Below are 19,429 nucleotides of genomic sequence, written 5' to 3'. Positions count from 1 at the left end.
TGCAATTTCGGTATGAACGTACAAATCAGCTGGCTGATGGACTTCATTGCGGTCATGGAGTTCGGCGGTTTCTCTAGGGCCGCTGAACGGCGCCACGTCACCCAGCCGGCGATTAGCAGGCACATCCTCGCACTGGAAACTTGGATCGGCACAAAGCTGTTTGAGCGCAGCACCCATTCAGTCACCCCGACCCCTGCCGGCCTCGCGTTCAAACCAGTTGCCGAAGACATCCTGCAGCGGATCGAGATGGGCCGCCAAGTTGCGCTCGACACTGCCTTCTCAACGACTGAATCGGTCCAGTTTGCCAGCACGCACGCGTTGTCGCAGACGTTCTTTCCCAAATGGATCAAGCGAGTTCAGTCAGAGGAAGAAGGGATCGTGGTGCAGTTGTTTGCCGCGAACCTGGCAATTTGCGAGCGCATGCTGGTGGATGGGGGCGCGCATTTTCTTCTGGCCTATAGCCACCCCGGCATGGCCGAGCGGACCCTGACCAACCGATTCCAGTCCCTCACTTTGGGGTACGAGGTGGTTGTACCGGTCAGTGCCCCGGTTGAGATTGGAGCGAGGCAGCCGCGGCACCAACTCCCGGGCTCGACTGAGACCCCTGTGGCCCACCTAACCTATCACCCCGGATCTGGTCTCGGCCGGATTGAGAGTCATCACCTTGCGACCTTGCCCGAGCCCCCTCAACTAACTCAGGCTTTTGTCGGCCCAGCGACGCTGCTGGTTGAGATGGCACGGGACGGGCTTGGCATGACTTGGGCGCCGATGGTGCTGGTAGAGCATGACCTTGATGCGGGCCGCCTTGTTCGCGCTGGCGATAGCCGTTTCGATATCCCGATCGAGATAAAGCTGTTCCGGCCTAAGGCCAGGCTACGCTCGAGCGCGGAACGGTTCTGGGCACTTGCGAAGCGGCAGTTGACGGGGCCAAAGCTCCCTGATCTCAAATCGGGAAAATTCTAGCGCATTGCAGCGGATAAAGCTCCTGGCACCCCGTTATGGTTCGCCGCCGGCCGACATATCGGCAATGGTGGCAGTTGCTGCCGCCTTTGGTCTGCAGGAAAAGGTTAGGCCTCTGTACTTGCCGTGAATAAACAGAACCATACCGCCGCTTACGGCGTGATGGCTACCTTGAGGACGCCGTCGCGCTGATGGCTGAAGAGGTCGTAGGCCCCCACGATATCATCGAGCCGGAAGCGGTGGGTGACGAGTGGCGTGAGGTCGGCGCGCTTGAAGGCGATGACATCCATGAGCCTGGCCATCCGCTCCTTGCCGCCGGGGCAAAGCGTAGTGACGATGCTTTGATTGCCGAGCCCAGCCGCAAAGGCATCGAGCGGTATGGTCAGATCGGTGGAATAAACCCCGAGCGAAGACAAGGTCCCGCCGGGGCGCAGGCTGCGCAGCGCCCCTTCGAAGGTTTGCTGCCGACCCAGCGCCTCGATCGCGACATCGACCCCGCGGCCATCGGTGAGCCGCATGATTTCTTCGGCGGGATTGACCTTGCTGAAGTCGACGATGTCGTCGGCACCAAGCTGGCGGGCAATCTCCTGCCGTGCCGGCACGCTTTCCACCGCGATGATGCGGGTTGCTCCCATCAGCTTGGCGCCGACAGTTGCACAAAGACCGATCGGCCCCTGGGCAAAAACGGCGACGGTGTCACCGATACGCACTTTGCCGCTTTCGGCGCCCGAAAAGCCCGTTGACATGATGTCGGGGCACATCAGCACCTGTTCGTCGCTGAGATGATCGGGAATGGGCGCCAGGTTGACCATGGCGTCGGGCACCAGCAGATATTCGGCCTGGGCGCCATCGATCGTATTGCCGAAGCGCCACCCGCCCATCGCCTTGAAACCGTGCTTGGTGTCGGGCCCATCCTGCGAAAGGCAGCCGCAAAGACAGGCCATGGAGTGGCCCGAAGGGGTGATGGCACCGGCAATCACGCGCTGGCCCTCACTGAAACCCTGCACGGCCGAACCAAGCTTTTCGATGATGCCGACCGGCTCATGGCCGATGGTCAGCCCTTTGGCGACGGGATATTCCCCCTTGAGGATGTGCACGTCCGTGCCGCAGATTGTGGTCATGGTGATGCGGATCAGGGCGTCGAGCGGGCCCACATCTGGAACGGGTTTGGACTCGAGCTCGATCCGTCCCGGCTCAACGAACACCGCCGCCTTCATTTGGGGGACCTGAGTCTTGCGCGCCGGCGCGGCGACCGTGGATGGGCTTGAGCTGGCAGCGACATCATCGTCCATGGCACTTCTCCCCTTGTGGTCTGCCAGAATAGCGTGGACGGGGGGCAGGAGCTTGATGGCCGTCAATTTTGGCGAAGGTTTCCCAGGAGCGGTCATGGATCTAGGGGCGTGCGGCAGGGGGCGTCACCCTAATGGGGCACATTGCTTGCGGGCAGTGTTTCGGCACCCAAACGGATGTTCGAGGCGCCGCTGGTTCTGCTTATCTCCGTAGAACGCAAGAAACAGACAGTCGGACTCAAGCCCGCAAGCGCTCGACTGATGAAGTGAACTTGACCCAAACCGGATGCGGTCACTGGGCGACATAGTCCGGCAACTGGAGCAGATCGTCCTCTGCAAGGTCGGCCGTCAGGTTCGCTCCGGAGATGGATATGGTTCTCCACTCCACGGTGAACTGCCGGTCGGTGCCTGCACCCTGTCGATCTACGACAAGGGCTTGCACCCGACCGTCAGCGGTTATCAGCACATTGGAAATGTCGCCGAGCGCCTGGCCGGATTTGCCGAGCAATGGCCTGCCGATGAGCAGATCGGCCTCCGCCGTCAGGTCCGTTACGCGCAAGACCAGCTCGTGCATATTGGACGCGGCTGCCTGCCGATCGGTATCCAACAGCAGGCGAGCGGTATCGACCTGCTTGGACAGACTGGTCGCCAGCTCCAGCGGAACATAGCCGGGTAATGACTGGTCCAGCTGCTCGAGGCTGACGTCGAACTCCTCAAGGGCGTTCCTGGCGGACCGGAGCGCGTCCTCAAGCCCGGTTTCGTCCTCGAGGTCCAGCTTGTGGGCCGCGCGCTCGAGTTGGATCCGGGCCTCCTTCATCAGCTGCTGGGCTTGACCGCCTTGTTCGGGCGGCTGCGTTTCGGTGCGGGCCTCCTCCGGCAGGGTTACCCCGTGTACTTTGGCTGAACCCACGGGCTGCGGTGCTTGCGCCCAAACGGATGAGGGCAGGCCGCAAAGCATCACGGCGAGCAGGACGGCTTGGTATTTGCGCAAGTGTGGGCCGATCTGGGTGTTAGCATGCGGTCCGGCGCCGAGCGCCGGACGGCGGCAGGCAAGGCCTGCACGGGATGACCGCAACGCTTGATGCCGGTGATCGTTGCCAGCCGAGTGATACCCGATGAATAACGGGCAAAGGCCACTCGCTCCCGTGAGTTCAAGCAGCGCAGGCTTGCGGCGTTCATACAATCTTCAGGAACGAGGGCGCTCTTGGCGCTTAGGGCGTTATCGTCCGCGAACTAGGAATATAGATGCGAATTACTCAACCCATTCTCGGTGCCGTGCTGGCTGGCGCAATCCTTTTTGGAACGGCAGCTGCGGCGCTCGCCGCACCGGCAGTAGCGACGACAAACGTCAACGTCAGAACAGGCCCCGGCACCGGCTACGCAGTTGCCGCCACGCTCAAGCGCGGCGAACGCGTCAATGTTGAAGGTTGTCGCGCTGGCTGGTGCTATGTCAGCAAAAGAGGGCCGGCTGGCTGGGTCTCCTGGCAATACCTGGCAGAGTCGAGCCGCCCGACACGTCCTTCGCCGACGTTTAAATCCGACTTCGGCAGCCCGCCCCGATTTGAGGCGCCCCGCCGCCATGACCCGGTCCGGCCAGGCGCAAGCCGTCCTGGTCCCCACAGGCCCGGCGACGATGGTCCCGGCCGTCCCGGTAGCAACAACGGTCCTGGGAACGCAGGCCCGGGTAAAGATGGGCCCGCAGGACATGGCAACAAGGATGGCCGCGGCAACAGCAGGCCCGGCCCGAACACTGGCCCCGGCCCCGGCGCATCTAACGGACAAAAGCCCTGTGCGATAGGTGCCCCGGGCTTTCCTTTCTGTCGTTAGACACCACTGCTTGAAGGTCCGCCACGGCGGACCTTTTTCGCGGCGAGGGCGGAAAGGTCCTGGGCCAATTGAGACCGGAGTAGGAGCGTAGGCAGGCCCCGCTAGAAGCCCACATACTCCTGAGCAATCAGGCTGCCGCAGAGCGCTTTATTTCGGGAACCACGGCGTCAACGAACTTGTCCATCGTTGCTTCTCCAAGATCCACGGCCTTTGCGCCTTCGCCATGGATGATCGTCACGTCCGTGATGCCGAGAACGTTGAGTATGGACTCAAGATATCGCGGCGCAAAGTTGAGGTGCTCGATTGGTGAGGCTGCTCCATAGATTCCGCCGGACGCGATGATCACAGTGGCCTTTTTGCCGGTCAGCAGACCCTTGCCATCAAATCCGAGCGTCAACCCCTTGCGCACGATATGGTCGATCCAGGCCTTGAGACTGGCGGGGATATTGTAATTGTAGACTGGCGTGGCAATGACCAACTCGTTGGCCGCAAGCAGTTCCTCAACCAGAGCATCTGAGAGACGAAGCTGCGCTGCCATGTCCGGCGTATGGGTATTCGGTGGGGTGAAATAGGCCGATAGCCACGGCATGGTAACATGGGGCAGCGCAGCTACTGCCAAGTTGCGCGTTATGACTTCCCCATCTTGGTTCAAGAGCCGCCAGTTAGAGACAACGCGTTTCGTAAGCTGGCGGGAAATCGACGCCTCGCCGCGCGGGCTGGTTTCGACAACGAGAATTTTGGGCATTGAAGTTGGTCCTCGAGTTTGGCTGAGACAGCCGGAAAATTCGAGGCAGGTTTAGTGCCCTTGCCCTCACAGCAGGAGCGATAATAAACTGATACAAACCATCGGCTGGAGAGATGGACTTTGATCGGCAATCTTAGTCTCGACCAGCTACGTATCCTGGTTACCATCGCGGATGCCGGCAGCTTTTCCGCCGCTGGGCGGCAATTAAGCCGTGCGCAATCGGCTATCAGCCAATCTGTGGCGACTTTGGAAGCGGCGCAGGGGGTAGTGCTATTCGACCGCAGCGGCCATCGCCCGCGCTTGACGGAAACCGGCCGGGTGTTGGTCAGTCAGGCGAGGATGGTGTTGTCGAGCGCAGCACGCTTCGAAGCCGTAGCCGCTGGCGCCCGAGGCGGGATCGAGCCCGAGCTGGCTCTGGCTATCGACCCACTTGTGCCCACTGGCCCGCTCATCAAAAGTTTGCGCGCCCTACATCAGGCTTATCCGCATCTCCCCATCAGTTTCTCCACCGAAGGCCTTGGCGGGGCCCTACGCCGTTTGCGCAACGGCGACGTTGCGCTGGCGTTCTGCCTTCTGCTGCCGATTGTGCCTCCTGACGTCGTGGCTTCATCTTTGTTTCGCGTCGCCCTTACGCCGGTCGTCGGGGCCGAGCATCCGTTAGCCAAGCTCGATCGGCCGGCAACTCGTGCCGACCTGGAAAGCCACATCCAGCTCGTCCTTTCCGATCCGGTTGAGCGCGATGCAAACAACTACGGCCTGACGGGCGCTACACCATGGCGTTTTGTCGATCTGGGTCGCAGACTCGACTTCCTACTGGCCGGGTTCGGCTGGTGCCGAATGCCCGAACATCTGATTGCCGACCATGTCGCAGCAGGAGATTTGGTTCGCCTGGATCTGGCCGAAGATGCCCAGGCGCCCGGAGACGCGTTGACCATCTATGCCGCGCGGATGGTGGACAAAGTGCCCGGCCCGGCCGGGCAGTGGCTACTCAAGGATTTGCAGGCTCGACTGTCGCTCTGATGCTGTCGGGCAAGCCGTGGCTCCATTGCGGTTCAAGCTTGGAGGTGCTGCTATCGCCGATGCAGGCAGCTAAGATCCCCGTCGGTTTGCGAGGGCCACTCTTTAATCCGCAGATCACGAATGTGATCGAGAAGCGCCCGCAATTTTGGAGAGACCGTGCGTCTGCTAGGGAAGTAGATGAAGAAACCTGCGAAGGGCGGCAGCCAATCGTCCAGCACCGAAACCAACTCCCCTCTCTCCAAGTAGGGTTGGAAGGTTTCTTCGATGCCGAAGGTGATGCCGCCGCCCGCCAACGCCGTGCGAACCATCAACAACATGTCATTGGTCGTCACCTGAGGTTGCACGGCAACGTCGAAGGCCTGACCGTCCCGCTCGAATTCCCACCGATAGGGCGCAGATTGTGGATGCGGCCTCCAGCCGACGCATCGATGATTGGTGAGTTCTTTGGGATGCCGGGGCCAACCGTATTTCTCGAAATACTTCGGCGATGCTACGGCCACTTGCCGTTGCTGTCCGGTCACTGGAATGGCGACCATGTCCTTTTCGATCACCTCACCGAGACGGACACCAGCGTCGTATCCTGCGGCAACGATGTCGAATTCATCGTCCGAGACCGTCACGTCCAACGTGATGTTCGGATAAGCTTCCGCGAATGAAGCGATGAGAGGGCCCGAGAGGAACCGCTCGGCGATGGAGGTGGCGGTGATCCGCAAAAGGCCCTTGGGCGCTCCAACCGCGTCCATCGCAGTCTCTAGGGTGGCTGTGATCTCGGCCAGGTGAGGGGCAACTCCCTCAAGCAGCTTTTCTCCAAATTCCGTCAAGCGGACGCTTCGTGTCGAACGCTGAAACAAGGGCTGAGACAAGATGTCTTCGAGCCGCTGAATGCCCTGGCTCACGGCAGAGCGCGTGACGCCGAGCCGGTCGGCAGCGGCCCGGAACGTGCCGCCCTCGGCGACGGCCACAAAGACACGCAAAAGGTTCAGATCAATGGCCATTGGTTAGCAAAGCTAACCTCAGCATAGGGCAGAAGGCAAATTGTGTTTGCGGACTAAATTGCCATTCTTCAGGCCGACGGCAGCGTGGACAGACCGGTCGGGGACTTGCCGTTGGCACCACAAGCGGGAAGAAGGAGAACACCATGGGTCGCGAAGGCAAAGTCATTCTGATCACCGGGGCCAGCAGTGGCATCGGCGCCGGTATCGCCCGAGAACTGGGAGCAAGTGGGGCCAAGCTTATGCTCGGCGCCCGCCGAACGGACCGGCTCAAGGCCTTAGCAGAGGAAGTCAGGGCGAATGGCGGTCAAGCCGAGTTCGCTGAACTCGACGTCACCGACCGCGAGGGCATGGCGCACTTTGCCCAGACTGCGCTGGGCAAGTGGGGGCGTATCGATGTGCTCGTCAATAATGCTGGCGTGATGCCCCTTTCACCGCTCGATGCTCTCAAGCTCGATGAGTGGGAGCGCATGATCGACGTCAACATCAAAGGTGTGCTTTGGGGTATTGCGGCGGTGCTGCCCGCGATGAAGGCGCAAGCATCGGGTCAGATCATCAATGTCGGCTCGATTGGCGCGCTCGCCGTCACTCCGACCGCTGCGGTTTATTGCGCAACCAAGTTCGCGGTCCGCGCCATCTCGGATGGTCTCAGGCAGGAGAGCGACACAATCCGGGTGACCTGCGTCAATCCTGGAGTCGTGGAATCCGAACTTGCATCCTCGATAACCGACCCAGCCACGGCAGAAGCGATGACCGAATGGCGGAGGATCAGCCTCCAGCCAGAGGCCATCGCCCGGGCGGTCCGGCACATCATCGAAGCGCCGGACAATGTCGACACCAATGAGATCACCATTCGGCCCACTGCGGCGGCGCACTGAGAAAGGCGACGATCATGAGATTGGCGCCAACTTGCCTGGCTATGACTCTCGTTCTGGCCAGTACCCCGACATTTCCTCAAGACGGAGCAGACGCTATGCAGGCTCACCCCTATGTCGGCATGTGGGTCACGAAAGATGGATATGTCCGTCACCAACTGCTGCCTGATGGCCGATATGACGAAGCCCGGGGAAACCGTGAAAGTGCCTATCAGGGTCGCTATGAGATCGAGGGCGATCATATCGAGTATTGGGACGATACCGGTTTCACCGCCGATGGCGATTTCCTCGATGGTGTTCTCCATCATGGCGGAATGGTGCTTTACCGCCGCTCCGAGAACTAAGCCAGGTACGGCCGCCTGTGGGAGCCGCATCCGGCGCAGCAATCACCCATGTGTGGCTTTGGACTAGGGAGGTGATGCAGTAGGAGTGGCTCACCTCGAACGAGGAGCACGGCCTTGCCCGCGACCGACCGGCCTATCCTGCCGCCCCATGTTGAGCCCCATCGCAAGCCCTTATCTATCCTCCAGTCGGTGCGGGCTGCACGCCGCAACGTGCTCGAGATCATTCCCGCCATTGCTTATCAGCAACCTATAGTGTCGGGGCGAATGGGCGCGGCGCGCTGGCACATGGTGCAGGATCCGGCGTCCCTGCGGCGGATCTATCTCGACAATGCGGCCAACTACCCAAAGTCCGAAGTCATGCTGCGCATGCTTCGCCCGGCCATCGGCAATAGTCTGTTCACCGCCGAAGGCGCCGACTGGCGTTGGCAACGCCGCGCCGTCGCGCCGGTTTTTGCGCAGCGCAATGTTACAGCACTCGCGCCAGTGATGACGGCAACTGCCGAACGCGCCGCACAGCGGCTGCACACGGCAGGGCCGCACGCCGAGATGCTGGGAGAAATGCTGACCGCTACCTTCGACGTCATCTGCGAGGTCGCCTTGTCGGGCCGTGAGCATTTCGATGCACGGGCCTATGGCGCGGCCATCATTCGGTATTTCGAGACCGCTGGGCGGGCATCGCTTCTGGACTTTCTGCGCGTCCCCAGCTGGTTTCCGCGACCAGGAGAACTGCTGGGCTATAGCGCCGTCCACACCATGCACGACATGGTCGCCAAAGCCATCGAGGCTCGCCGCGAGCAAGCCACCGGTCAGGCTGATGATCTACTCGATTTCATGCTCAAGGCCAGTGATCCGGAAACCGGGCGCACAATGTCGCCTCAGGATGTGCTGCACAACATGCAGTTCTTCATCGTCGCGGGCCACGAAACCACCGCGCTCGCGCTCAGCTGGGCCTTGCAGCTCCTGGCAATCTCCCCTCAGATCCAAGAAGAAGCCAGCGCGGAGGCACGGAGCGTTCTTGGCGATCAGCCTGCAAGGCTTGATCATCTTGAAGCCATGCCGCTCGGCCGCCGCATTCTGGAGGAGTCCATGCGGCTTTATCCACCCGTAGGATTGCTGGCCCGCGAAGTGCTCGCCAGCGACCGTTTGGCGGGCCGCGATATTTACGCCAATGACGTGATTTTCCTGCCGCTCTATGCGCTGCATCGCCATGCCATGCTGTGGGAAAATCCTAACGTTTTCAACCCGGACCGCTTCCTGCCCGAACAGGTCAAGGCCCGTGATCGCTATGCCTATCTACCCTTTGGTGCAGGCCCGCGCGTTTGTGTCGGCGCCAATTTTGCCACGATGCAAGCGCAGATCATTTTGGGGACCCTACTGTCTCGTTTCCACTTCGGCCCGGGCCCGCGTGCGCTGCCTTCCCCGACCATGCTGATGACCGTTCGTCCCGACACGGGGATCAACCTGCGTGTGACACCGCGGCATGCATGAGGCACGGACTAGCCGCCCTTTGCATAGCAGAACACCAATGTCACGACGCACGCCGACCACGTTTATCGCAGCCGCAATCTGTACCGCGCTCTTGTGGGCAGGGCCTGCTCAGGCGGCTGGCGAAGCCGCGCCTGACTTCGAGCTGTGCAAGTCGCAGCTGGAGCTCTTAATCTCAGGTGGGAAGTTGACGTCGGACGAGGCTGAGGCCTTCAAGGCGCAGTGCGACTGCCTCGCCGAAAAGGTGCACGAGCAGGTGAGCAAGGACGAGCTTTCCTGCGTGCGCGACTGGTAAAGCGCTGGCGTTGGCACCCGCGGCAGCCGGGCATTGCATCCTTTTTGGATCGTTTAGGCTGGTAAAAGAGAGTGTCGTCTATCCGTTACCTGCGTCTGCGTCGCTGTTCGGGCGCCACCAAGGCTTGGTTCCTAGGCTGAGCGGGTTTCAGGCGACCGGCGCAGGTTATCGCGGTACCCGTCAGTAGCGCCTTAGCGGTAAGCCCTGTGCCCCCAGGCGCCACTGGCGCTGATGGTGATCGAGAGTTGGGTGCGAGCCTCATGCCACCTTCAACTGGAACTAGCCCCCCGTAGCCGTGGCGGGCATCCTGCTGCCCATTGATAGGGCGCGAGGCTGGTTGAGACCCGTGAACTCCCGGGCGAGCGCCTGGGGGGCTTTGCAGGTTACGGGATGAAGGAGGCCAGTTGCTCCTGGAGCATGGGATACAGCTGCTCACCTTTCATGTTCAGCATGGATTTAAGGCCTCGGGTCGGTTCATCGGCCAAAATTTCGAGCGCGCCGGCAGCAATACCGTCGTAGGCTTGGGCGACGACGCTTGCGGCGGTCACCTTGGGGACATCCCAGCGCGATGACATGGGGGTGTCGATCATGCCCACCAGCAATCCAACCACTTGCGTATTTTGTCCCTGCAACTGCGAGCGCAGGCCATTGGTGGCTGCCCACATCGCCGTCTTGGAAACGGCGTAGCCCGTCGACAGGCCGCTCCAGGCGGCAGCCGAGAGGATGTTGAGAATTGTTCCGCCACCGTGTTGCGCCAGCACGGGCGCGAAAGCATTGGCGGTGGCCAGGGTCCCAAAGAAGTTCGTTTCAAAGATACGCCGCAGCGCGTCTTCTGGGCCCGCGAGGGAGTCATTTGCGGGTGCAATGGCGGCATTGTTGATGAGCAGATCGACATCGCTGGCCATGGCTGCGGTGGCAGCAATTGCCGCCGCATTGGTGATATCGAGCGAAACCGGGGTGACGCGGGGGTTGTCCCACTGGCGCGGGGTTCGCGCTGCGGCATAAACCTTACGGGCGCCCCGGTCCAACGCCTGGATCACGAACTGCTCGCCCAGACCCCCATTGGCGCCTGTAGCCAGGATTGTACGGCCATCGAGTGACTTTTCCATGTGAATTATTCTCTATGTAAGTGGGGATGTTCCCCACAAAAGTTATATGGGGACCGTCCCCACTTTGGCAGGGAGGGCCGATGGCGCATGTGACAGGAAAAAACGAGGGCGTGGAAAACGAGCGGCGGCTGCGCCGTCCGCGCACCGATGCCCTGCGCAACCGTCAGGCGATCCTTGATGCAGCGCGCCAAATTTTTGAAGCTGAAGGGGTGTTGGCGCCGCTGGACGGCATTGCCGTGCTCGCCGGGGTTGGCAATGCCACGCTGTACCGCAACTTTCCCACGCGCGACGACCTGCTCGCCGCGGTGATGCAATCAAGCTTTGTTGACGCTCTCAACTATGGAAAGTCGCTCTCCGACAGGCTCGAGCCTGCCCAGGCGCTGGCGGAATGGCTGGTCGGACTGGCGTGGCGGCTGCATATCTGGCACGATCTGCCTTATTGTCTGGCTGCGGCCCATGCAGATCCCTCCGGTTCGTTGAACGACTCTTGTCAGCCCATCATCGAGGAAACCGGGCGCTTGTTGCAGGCCGCCCGGGCGGAGCACCGAGCGGTCGCCGATGTTGCCGCCGAAGAGGTGTTCGAATTGGTTCTCGCCTTGTCCTGGGCGATTGATCGCTATGGGGATACTGAGGAAATGGCGCGTCGTCGGGTGCAGTTGGGGACCGCCGGCGTCTTTGTGCAACCCAACCTGCAGGCGCAGCGCTAACAGCCTGCCTGGCGACATCGAGCACTGCCCGAACAGGTCGGCAACACCGCCGATTTGGGCTAAGTCGTTGTTCGGCAGACTAGTCGCGAGTGAGAATATGACCATGCAGCAGACTGTAGAAAGCGCCTTGGAGCGTGCGGGTGCGGGTCGTTTTCAGTGGCACCTGCTCGGCATTTTTGGGCTGGTCTGGGCGGCCGATGCCATGCAGGTCCTCGCTGTCGGGTTCACCAGCGCGTCCATCGCCGCGACCTTCGGCGTGTCCATACCCGAAGCGCTCCAGATCGGAACGCTATTTTTCCTGGGCATGCTGATTGGCGCAAGCCTGTTCGGACGGCTCGCCGACCGCTTTGGCCGCCGCCGGGTGCTGCTGGTCACGGTGATCTGCGATGCCGTGTTTGGCCTTCTGTCGGTATTCGCACCCAACCTTGCCGTGCTGTTCCTGCTGCGGTTCCTGACCGGCATGGCCGTGGGTGGAACGCTGCCGGTGGACTATGCCATGATGGCCGAGTTCCTGCCGGCCAAGAACCGTGGTCGCTGGCTGGTGATGCTGGAAGGGTTTTGGGCCGTGGGGACCGTCGCGGTGGCGGTAGCGGCCTGGGCCGCCAGCATCTTTGTAACGAGCGATGCCTGGCGCTGGATTTTTGCCGCCACCGCAGTTCCGGCCCTGATCGGCATCTTCCTGCGCTTTTGGGTGCCCGAATCCCCGCTGCACCTGCAACGCACCGGCCAGGATGCGCAATTGCGCCGGACCCTCAACTGCGTGCTGCGCACCAATGGCAAGCCGGAGCTGAGGCAAGACCAGACCTTGGCGCCCCATGTGGTGGCGACCGGCGGCAGTTTGTTCTCGCCCACGCTGCGCCGACGCACATTGGCCATTCTGAGCGTCTGGTTTCTGGTGTCGATCTCTTATTATGGCGTGTTCACCTGGCTTCCCGGTCGCCTTGCCGAAGAGGGCTTTGGCTATGTGCGCGGCTATGGTTTCCTGGTCATCGTCGCCTTGGCGCAGTTGCCCGGCTATGCCTTGGCCGCCTATGGCGTGGAAGCGATCGGCCGCAAGCCGACGCTGATCGGCTTCCTCCTGCTCAGCGCCGCGGGCTGCGCCTTGTTCTTCCTTGCCGGCAATCCGGTGCTGATCGGGGGCGCCATCCTGCTCATGAGCTTTGCGCTGCTGGGCACCTGGGGCGCGCTTTATGCCTTCACGCCCGAGCTGTTTCCCACGGCGCTCCGCGCTACGGGCATGGGGGCCGCGGGGTCGGTTGCGCGGTTTGGCGGCTTGCTAGCACCATCGGCTCTGGCTGTTGTGATCGCGCAGGATTTCTCCCTGGCAATCGCGCTGTTCGCGGGCCTCCTCATGCTTGGCGCGGTAGCAGCCTTGTTCGTTGATGCCGAAACCCGCGACGCGGTTCTCACCTAAACTTGTCCACTGCAAAGTGCTGGAGACTGCCCGGCATTAGCGTTTTGTTAACCATGAAATCCCTTCATGCCGGGGAAGCTCAACCCCGAATTGGAGTCGACGAATGGCCGAGGGCGGCGCGCACATCATTGCGGTTGGGAATGAAAAGGGTGGCTCGGGCAAATCGACCACGGCCCTGCACTTGGCTGTTTACCTGCTGCATCAGGGCCATCGCGTCGCCACCATCGATGTGGATAGCCGCCAGCAAACGCTGACGCGCTATATGCGTAACCGGCGCAACACGGCTGACACCAGCGGCCGTGACATCCTCATGCCCAAGCATGTCCATCTTCCCACCGCTTGGGGCGATTCCGTCAGCGAGAACCAGCGGGTGGAGCTAGACATCTTCAACCGGGCCATGGATGGACTGCGCGGTGAGGTCGATTTCGTGGTTATCGACACGCCCGGATTTGACGGCAATCTCGCGCGCCTTGCCCATGGCGCCGCCGATACGCTGGTGACGCCCATCAATGACAGCATGATCGATCTCGACGTTCTCGCCCGCATCGATCCCAAAACGGGCGAGCCGCTCGAGGCCAGCCCTTATTCGCGCAATGTGCAGAAGGCGCGGGCGGAACGCCAGCAACGCTCGGGCCGGAGCATAGACTGGGTTTTGGTGCGCAACCGCGTCTCCAATCTAAGTTCACACAATGCCAGCCGGGTGCAGGACACAGTGGAGCGCCTGGCGCAGGGTCTGGGCTGCCGCGTCGCCGATGGCATCGCCGAGCGCGTCATTTTCCGTTCGCTGTTTTTAAGCGGCATGACGGTGTTCGATCCGCTCGATGCAGGCCTCCTCGGCGCGGCACCGTCGATATCGCATGTCAATGCTCGCCACGAATACCGCGCGCTGGTTGCTGCCCTCCAGCTACCTGAACGCCGCTCACTGCAGCTTTCTGCATAGGCACGGCCCGGTCCTGCTACCCGGTTTAAAGCGCCACGGCCCTCTCCACTTCAAGCGACGGGCGAAGCCCCATCGCCGCGCCGATCGCGATGATGATGGGCTGGCTCAGATCCAACTGCGCCATGTCCGAAGGGGCGTCGGCAAGGGACGAGTGCACGATGACTTGCCCCGGTCGGCTGATATTGCTCGCCAGGACCATGGGCGTTTGCGCCGGCATGCCGTGGCGCAGCAAGCCATGGACGAGTGTCGAGCAGGTGCGTCCGGCCATGTAGTAGATATGGGTGGTCGATGGATCCGAGAGTGCCGGCCAGTCAAAGTTCTCCGGCAGCTGCCCGTTGCGGGCATGACCGGTGACGAAGCGCACCGACTGGGCGCAATCGCGGTGCGTGAGCGAGAGCTTGAGTTCGGACGCAAGCGCCAGCGCGGTGGTGATGCCAGGAACCACGTTCACGGCTACGCCCGCAGCCTCAAGCTCGGCTATCTCTTCGCCAGCCCGACCGAAGATCATCGGGTCGCCTGACTTGAGCCGCACCACGTGACGCCCAGCCTTGGCGAGGGCAATCATGGTGCGGTTGATGTCTTCCTGCCGGCAGCTTTCCCGGCCACCGCGCTTGCCCACGAGGATGCGCTTGGCTTCCCGGCGGGCCAGTTCCAGCACCTCGTCGGAAACGAGATCATCAAAAAGGATGACGTCGGCGGCCTGGAGCGCCCGCAAGGCTTTGATTGTGAGATATTCGGCATCGCCCGGGCCCGCCCCGACCAGCGTTACGCCCCCGCCTTGTGCGCCCCGAGCCTGGTTGATCCAGTCGTCGATCTTGGCGTGTTCCGGGCTGGTGCGGAAAGCCTCGTCAGCCAGACGCTGCCAGAACCAGCGCCGTTCGGCTCCGGGCTGGAGCAGGTCGGTGGCGCGTTGGCGCACCCGCCGAGCCAGCCCCGCCCACTCGCTCAGCGTGGCCGGCAGCATGGTTTCGATGCGCTGACGCACTGCTTGACCGAGGATCGGGGCAGCACCGCTCGTCGAGATACCGACCACCAGCGGTGAGCGATTGACCACGGACCCAAACTGGAAGTCGCAGAAATCGGGTTTGTCGATGACATTGACCGGCACGCCCAGGCGGCGTGCGGCAGCAGCGAAAGCGGCGGCTTCCGCCTCGTCCTCGCAATCGCCCACGGCCATGGCATAGCCCTGCCAATCGGCGGCGCCCCAATGGCCTGGGACAAGTCTGACCTGACCGGTCCCGGCCAAGCTGGCCATTTCCTCGCAGAGTTCGGCTGGCAGTGCATGAACCTCGACGGCAGCGCCAGTTGCGGCCAGGAGTTCGGCTTTCCAGGCGGCAGCCTCCGAACCACCGGCAAGCAGGATGCGCTTGCCGGCGAGACGGTAAAAGACTGGGAGAACAGCGAGCGGAGCCAGTCGCGGGCGGGGAGCAGGGCTGGGTTGGCGTGGAACGATGTGCATCTGCGCCTCCCCTTTACTCGGCCGCGATGGCATTGACGTCGATCTCGCGCAGCACTGCTTCGGGCTGCTTGCGCGATGGGGCGGTGCGGCTATGGGTGGCGTATAGGGTAAGGCCCACAAAGGTCAGCCCGCCCACCAGATTGCCGACAACGGTGGGGATCTCGTTCCAGACCATGTAATCCCAAAAGGAGAACTGGCCGCCCAGAAGAATGCCCGAAGGGAACAGGAACATGTTCACGATGGAATGCTCAAAGCCCATGTAAAAGAACAGCATGATGGGCATCCACATGCCGAGCACCTTGCCGGTCACCGAGTTGGACATCATGGCCGCCACGACGCCTGTTGAAACCATCCAGTTGCAAAGAACGCCGCGGATGAAAAGCGTCAGCATGCCCGCAGCGCCGTGTTCGGCATAACCAAGGGTGCGGCCTTCCCCGATATGGCCAATGCGTTCGCCCACCGCATCGGGTGCCTGGGAAAAGCCGAAGGTGACGACCACGGCCATCATCAGCGCCACGGTGAGGGCGCCAGCAAAATTGCCGGTGAACACCAGCCCCCAATTTCGCAACACGCCGCGCATTGTAACCCCGGCGCGCTTGTCGATCAGGGCCAGCGGCACCAGCGTGAACACGCCGGTCAGGAGATCAAATCCCATGAGGTAAAGCAGGCAAAAGCCGACGGGGAAGAGAATGGCACCCGCTAGCGGCTGGCCGGTCTGCACGGTGATGGTGATGGCAAAGGACGCGGCAAGCGCCAGAATGGCGCCGGCCATGAAGGCGCGGATCAACGTGTCGCGCGTCGACATGAAGACCTTCATCTCGCCGGCGTCGATCATCTTCTTGATGAAGTCTTTGGGGGCAACATAGTCCATGATGTTCTCCTGAAGGGTGCTGGTGAGATTGGCGGCGGTCAGGCTGCGGTGGCAGTGCGCAAACAATGCGCGTCAATAAGGATGCGGCCGTTGTGGAGGCGCAGCGGATAGGTGCGGACGGCGCCCGCGTCGGCGCCCTGGGCGATGCCGGTTTCGAGGGAAAAAACCCAATTGTGCAGCGGGCAGGTGACCTGCGCGCCGTGGACGATGCCCTGGCTCAGCGGTCCGCCCTTGTGCGGGCACTGGTCATCGATGGCGAAGACCTCGTCTTCGGCGGTGCGGAAAACGGCGATCTTGCCCAAGGCGGTGTTGAGGCACCGGGCGCCCCGCGCGGGAATGTCGCCGAGGCCGCCAATATCGATCCAGTCGGTCATGGCGCTCACTCCGCTGCCTGCAGCATCTGGAAATCGGCCAATGCCGCAAATTCATGGGCATCCTTGCCGTTGACCCGCTCTTCCCAGGGATCGATCTGGGCGAATTTTTGCGAATAAACGAAGCGCTCGAACAGCTGCCGCCGCCTGGAAAGGTCCTCCACCACATGGGCCTTGATGGAAGCCGAGCCGACGCGCCTGGCCCATTTGTAGATGCGCTCGAGATAGCGGCCCTGCTCGCGATAAAGCTGGGTCAGGGCAGCGATGATTTCGACAGTCTCGTCTTCGGTCTTGGCGTGGCAGAGGATTTCGGTGCCCTTGATGTCGAGACCTGCGGCGCCGCCGAAATGGATCTCGTAGCCGGAGTCCACGCAGATGACGCCGATGTCCTTGCAAGTGGCCTCGGCGCAGTTGCGCGGACACCCCGAGACCGCCAGCTTGAGCTTGGCCGGGGTCCAGGAGCCCCACATGAACTTTTCGATCCTGACGCCAAGGCCGGTGGAATCCTGGGTGCCAAAGCGGCACCAGTCCGAGCCGACGCAGGTCTTGACCGTCCGCAGCCCCTTGGCATAAGCGGCGCCGGACACCATGCCGGCCTTGTTGAGATCCGCCCAGACGGCGGGCAGGTCCTCCTTCTTGATGCCGAGCAGATCGATGCGCTGGCCGCCGGTAACCTTGACCGTGGGCACGTTGAACTTGTCGGCCACGTCGGCAATGGCGCGCAGTTCGGCTGCGTTGGTGATGCCCCCGAACATGCGGGGCACCACAGAATAGGTGCCGTCCTTCTGGATGTTGGCATGCACGCGCTCGTTGATGAAGCGCGACTGGGCATCGTCCTCGTATTCCCCCGGCCAATTGGCAACGAGATAGTAGTTGAGCGCGGGACGGCACTTGGCGCAGCCGCAGGAGGTTTTCCAGCCCAATTCCTGCATCACCGCGGGGATGGATTTGAGCTCTTGCGCGATGATCAAGCGGCGCACTTCGTCATGGCCAAGCTCGGTGCAGGGGCACATGGGCTGGATCGCCGCCGGATTGTAGCGGTCGCCCAGGGTCGACATCAGCAGCTTTTCCACCAGCCCCGTGCAGGAGCCACAGGAGGCGGAGGCCTTGGTGTGGGCGCGGACCTCATCGAGCGAGGTCAGGCCCCGGGCGGCGATGGCACCGGTGATGGCGCCCTTGCACACGCCGTTGCAGCCGCAGATTTCGGCGTCAGCAGGGAGGCTCGCAACCGCAGCCAAGGGATCGGCGGCAGCGCCGCCACCATAGCTTTGGCCATAGATCAGCGTATCGCGCATCGGGGCGATATCGGTGCCGCGCTTGAGGAGGTCGAAGAACCAGTTGCCGTCGGCCGTATCGCCGTAAAGCACCGCGCCCAGCACCCGATTGTCCCTGAGCACCACCCGTCTGTAGACGCCAGCCGCAGCATCGCGCAGCACGATCTCCTGGCGGTCGTCGGCCTCGGCGAAGTCGCCGGCCGAATAAAGGTTCACCCCGGTTACCTTGAGCTGCGTGGCGGTTTTGACCGGGCTGAACCGGGCCGGCACGCCGAGGAGAGAACTGGCCGCGACCCTGGCCATCTCATAAAGCGGCGCGACCAGCCCGTAGACGGTCTGCTGGTGCTCAACGCATTCGCCCACCGCGAGAATGTCGGGGTCGGAAGTGGCCATTGCATCGTTGACGACAATGCCCCGGGCGACCTCGATGCCCGCATCGGTCGCCAGCCGGGTTTCGGGTCGAATGCCGGCCGCCATGACCACAAGGTCTGCCGGGTAAACCGTGCCGTCCTCCAGCAACACGGCTTCCGCCCGGCCATTGCCCAGAATGGCCTTGGTTTGCGCCTTGCAGTGGACCTTGATGCTGCGTCCTTCCAGCTCGCGCTGCAAAAGATAGCCAGCGGCTGCATCGAGCTGCCGGTCCATGAGATGGGCCGCCAGGTGCAGCACCACCACATCCATGCCGCGCCCGCGCAACGCCGCCGCCGCTTCAAGCCCTAGCAGGCCCCCGCCGATGACCACGGCCTTGGCGCGGGGTTGCCCGGCGATCGCCACCATGGCGTCTACATCATCGAGGTCGCGGAAGGCGCGGACGCCCGGCAGGTCTCGGCCCGCAATGGGAAGGATGAAGGGGGCTGAGCCCGTGGCGATAACCAGACGGTCGTAGCGGGTCTCGACGCCTTCGGCCCACACGGTCCTGGCTTGGCGGTCGATCCTGGTGACCGCCTGGCCGAAGCGGCATTGAACGCCATGGCTGGCGTACCAGTCTGGAGCGTGGGTCACGATATCTTCATAGCGCTTCTCGCCGGCCAGCACCGGCGAAAGCATGATGCGATTGTAATTGCCCCGCGGCTCGGCGCCGAACAGGGTGACATCGAACCGGCCAGGCGCCGCCTCGAACAAATGTTCCAGCATCCGGCCAGAGGCCATGCCGGCGCCTATGATGACGAGTTTTTCGGCCATGTTCTTCCCATCAAGCTTGGGTCGTGATCGGACCCGGAAACCAAAAACGAAAACGCCGCCAACCAGCAGGACCCCCGTCGCAAGACGAGGCTTCTGAAGGTTGGCGGCGTTGCCAAAGATGTGGCGCCCTTCATTGGACGCCGAAGTCAGTGCGCCGGAGCGCTCGCAAATGGTAGTGCAGGAAACGTGCCAAACAGTCGGGCTGCACAAGACGAACGCTGGATCAGGTGCTTAGCTGAACTCCGCCGGTTTGCGATAATCCAAGCACAG

The 19,429-nt window shown here is 62.3% G+C and carries 18 protein-coding genes; 9 read left to right on the top strand and 9 right to left on the bottom strand.

The genetic code is table 11. The features are described 5' to 3' along the window. Positions 1-12 precede the first annotated feature (12 nt). A complete protein-coding gene (locus AC3YOG_RS02305) occupies positions 13-963 on the top strand; it encodes a LysR family transcriptional regulator (protein ID WP_489933908.1) in 951 nt (316 codons plus the stop codon). 149 nt (positions 964-1,112) lie between these two features. Here AC3YOG_RS02305 and AC3YOG_RS02300 read toward each other — a convergent pair whose 3' ends face one another. Both AC3YOG_RS02300 and AC3YOG_RS02295 read right to left on the bottom strand, forming a co-directional pair. Further along, complete coding sequence (locus AC3YOG_RS02300; RefSeq protein WP_489934542.1) at positions 1,113-2,177, bottom strand: NAD(P)-dependent alcohol dehydrogenase; 1,065 nt, start codon at positions 2,175-2,177, stop codon at positions 1,113-1,115. A gap of 364 nt (positions 2,178-2,541) precedes the next feature. Next, complete coding sequence (locus tag AC3YOG_RS02295; protein WP_489933907.1) at positions 2,542-3,240, bottom strand: PRC-barrel domain-containing protein; 699 nt, start codon at positions 3,238-3,240, stop codon at positions 2,542-2,544. 254 nt (positions 3,241-3,494) lie between these two features. Here AC3YOG_RS02295 and AC3YOG_RS02290 point away from each other — a divergent pair, with 254 nt between their 5' ends. Further along, positions 3,495-4,076, top strand: coding sequence for an SH3 domain-containing protein (locus AC3YOG_RS02290; protein ID WP_489933906.1), 582 nt, complete (start codon positions 3,495-3,497; stop codon positions 4,074-4,076). A gap of 127 nt (positions 4,077-4,203) precedes the next feature. On the opposite strand, the gene AC3YOG_RS02285 is transcribed toward AC3YOG_RS02290, so the two are convergent. Continuing rightward, positions 4,204-4,821 carry an FMN-dependent NADH-azoreductase gene (locus AC3YOG_RS02285; protein ID WP_489933905.1) on the bottom strand — a complete coding sequence of 206 codons (618 nt, stop codon included), beginning with the start codon at positions 4,819-4,821 and terminating at the stop codon, positions 4,204-4,206. 120 nt (positions 4,822-4,941) lie between these two features. On the opposite strand from AC3YOG_RS02285, the gene AC3YOG_RS02280 reads away from it, so the two are divergent. Beyond that, positions 4,942-5,841 carry a LysR family transcriptional regulator gene (locus AC3YOG_RS02280; protein ID WP_489933904.1) on the top strand — a complete coding sequence of 300 codons (900 nt, stop codon included), beginning with the start codon at positions 4,942-4,944 and terminating at the stop codon, positions 5,839-5,841. 50 nt (positions 5,842-5,891) lie between these two features. Here AC3YOG_RS02280 and AC3YOG_RS02275 read toward each other — a convergent pair whose 3' ends face one another. Continuing rightward, positions 5,892-6,836: a LysR family transcriptional regulator gene (locus AC3YOG_RS02275; RefSeq protein ID WP_489933903.1), complete on the bottom strand. Its 945-nt coding sequence runs from the start codon at positions 6,834-6,836 to the stop codon at positions 5,892-5,894. Between the two features lie 143 nt (positions 6,837-6,979). Between AC3YOG_RS02275 and AC3YOG_RS02270 the strand changes: the two genes are divergently transcribed. The 3 genes from AC3YOG_RS02270 to AC3YOG_RS02260 all read left to right on the top strand — a co-directional run bounded on the left by AC3YOG_RS02270 (position 6,980) and on the right by AC3YOG_RS02260 (position 9,540). Then, a complete protein-coding gene (locus AC3YOG_RS02270) occupies positions 6,980-7,711 on the top strand; it encodes an SDR family oxidoreductase (RefSeq protein WP_489933902.1) in 732 nt (243 codons plus the stop codon). 41 nt (positions 7,712-7,752) lie between these two features. Then, positions 7,753-8,052 (top strand): Atu4866 domain-containing protein, encoded by a 300-nt coding sequence (locus AC3YOG_RS02265; RefSeq protein WP_489889795.1) that lies wholly within the window; start codon positions 7,753-7,755, stop codon positions 8,050-8,052. A 114-nt stretch (positions 8,053-8,166) separates the two neighbouring features. Then, a complete protein-coding gene (locus tag AC3YOG_RS02260; protein ID WP_489933901.1) occupies positions 8,167-9,540 on the top strand; it encodes a cytochrome P450 in 1,374 nt (457 codons plus the stop codon). Between the two features lie 675 nt (positions 9,541-10,215). Here the strand turns inward: AC3YOG_RS02260 and AC3YOG_RS02255 are convergent. Continuing rightward, on the bottom strand, positions 10,216-10,941 hold the full coding sequence (locus AC3YOG_RS02255; RefSeq protein WP_489933900.1) for an SDR family oxidoreductase: 726 nt from the start codon (positions 10,939-10,941) through the stop codon (positions 10,216-10,218). A gap of 80 nt (positions 10,942-11,021) precedes the next feature. Between AC3YOG_RS02255 and AC3YOG_RS02250 the strand changes: the two genes are divergently transcribed. The 3 genes from AC3YOG_RS02250 (at position 11,022) to AC3YOG_RS02240 (ending at position 14,002) form a co-directional block, all read left to right on the top strand. After that, positions 11,022-11,648: a TetR/AcrR family transcriptional regulator gene (locus AC3YOG_RS02250; RefSeq protein ID WP_489933899.1), complete on the top strand. Its 627-nt coding sequence runs from the start codon at positions 11,022-11,024 to the stop codon at positions 11,646-11,648. 103 nt (positions 11,649-11,751) lie between these two features. Then, positions 11,752-13,062, top strand: a complete 1,311-nt coding sequence (locus AC3YOG_RS02245) for an MFS transporter (protein WP_489933898.1) — start codon at positions 11,752-11,754, stop codon at positions 13,060-13,062. 103 nt (positions 13,063-13,165) lie between these two features. After that, complete coding sequence (locus tag AC3YOG_RS02240) at positions 13,166-14,002, top strand: division plane positioning ATPase MipZ (RefSeq protein ID WP_489933897.1); 837 nt, start codon at positions 13,166-13,168, stop codon at positions 14,000-14,002. Positions 14,003-14,027: 25 nt separating this feature from the next. Here AC3YOG_RS02240 and cysG read toward each other — a convergent pair whose 3' ends face one another. Genes cysG through nirB form a run of 4 tightly spaced genes read right to left on the bottom strand, consistent with a single transcriptional unit; the run spans position 14,028 to position 19,159 of the window. Continuing rightward, positions 14,028-15,461: a siroheme synthase CysG gene (gene cysG, locus AC3YOG_RS02235; RefSeq protein WP_489933896.1), complete on the bottom strand. Its 1,434-nt coding sequence runs from the start codon at positions 15,459-15,461 to the stop codon at positions 14,028-14,030. 13 nt (positions 15,462-15,474) lie between these two features. Beyond that, positions 15,475-16,332 (bottom strand): formate/nitrite transporter family protein, encoded by an 858-nt coding sequence (locus AC3YOG_RS02230; RefSeq protein WP_489933895.1) that lies wholly within the window; start codon positions 16,330-16,332, stop codon positions 15,475-15,477. A 38-nt stretch (positions 16,333-16,370) separates the two neighbouring features. Further along, entirely contained in the window at positions 16,371-16,706 is a 336-nt protein-coding gene (gene nirD, locus AC3YOG_RS02225) for a nitrite reductase small subunit NirD (RefSeq protein WP_489933894.1), read from the bottom strand. A gap of 5 nt (positions 16,707-16,711) precedes the next feature. Next, complete coding sequence (gene nirB / locus AC3YOG_RS02220) at positions 16,712-19,159, bottom strand: nitrite reductase large subunit NirB (protein WP_489933893.1); 2,448 nt, start codon at positions 19,157-19,159, stop codon at positions 16,712-16,714. Positions 19,160-19,429: the final 270 nt, after the last annotated feature.

The organism is Devosia sp. Z6_126 (assembly GCF_058133495.1).
Note: the sequence above shows the minus strand (reverse complement) of the source record. Positions and strands in the feature narration are given on the sequence as shown.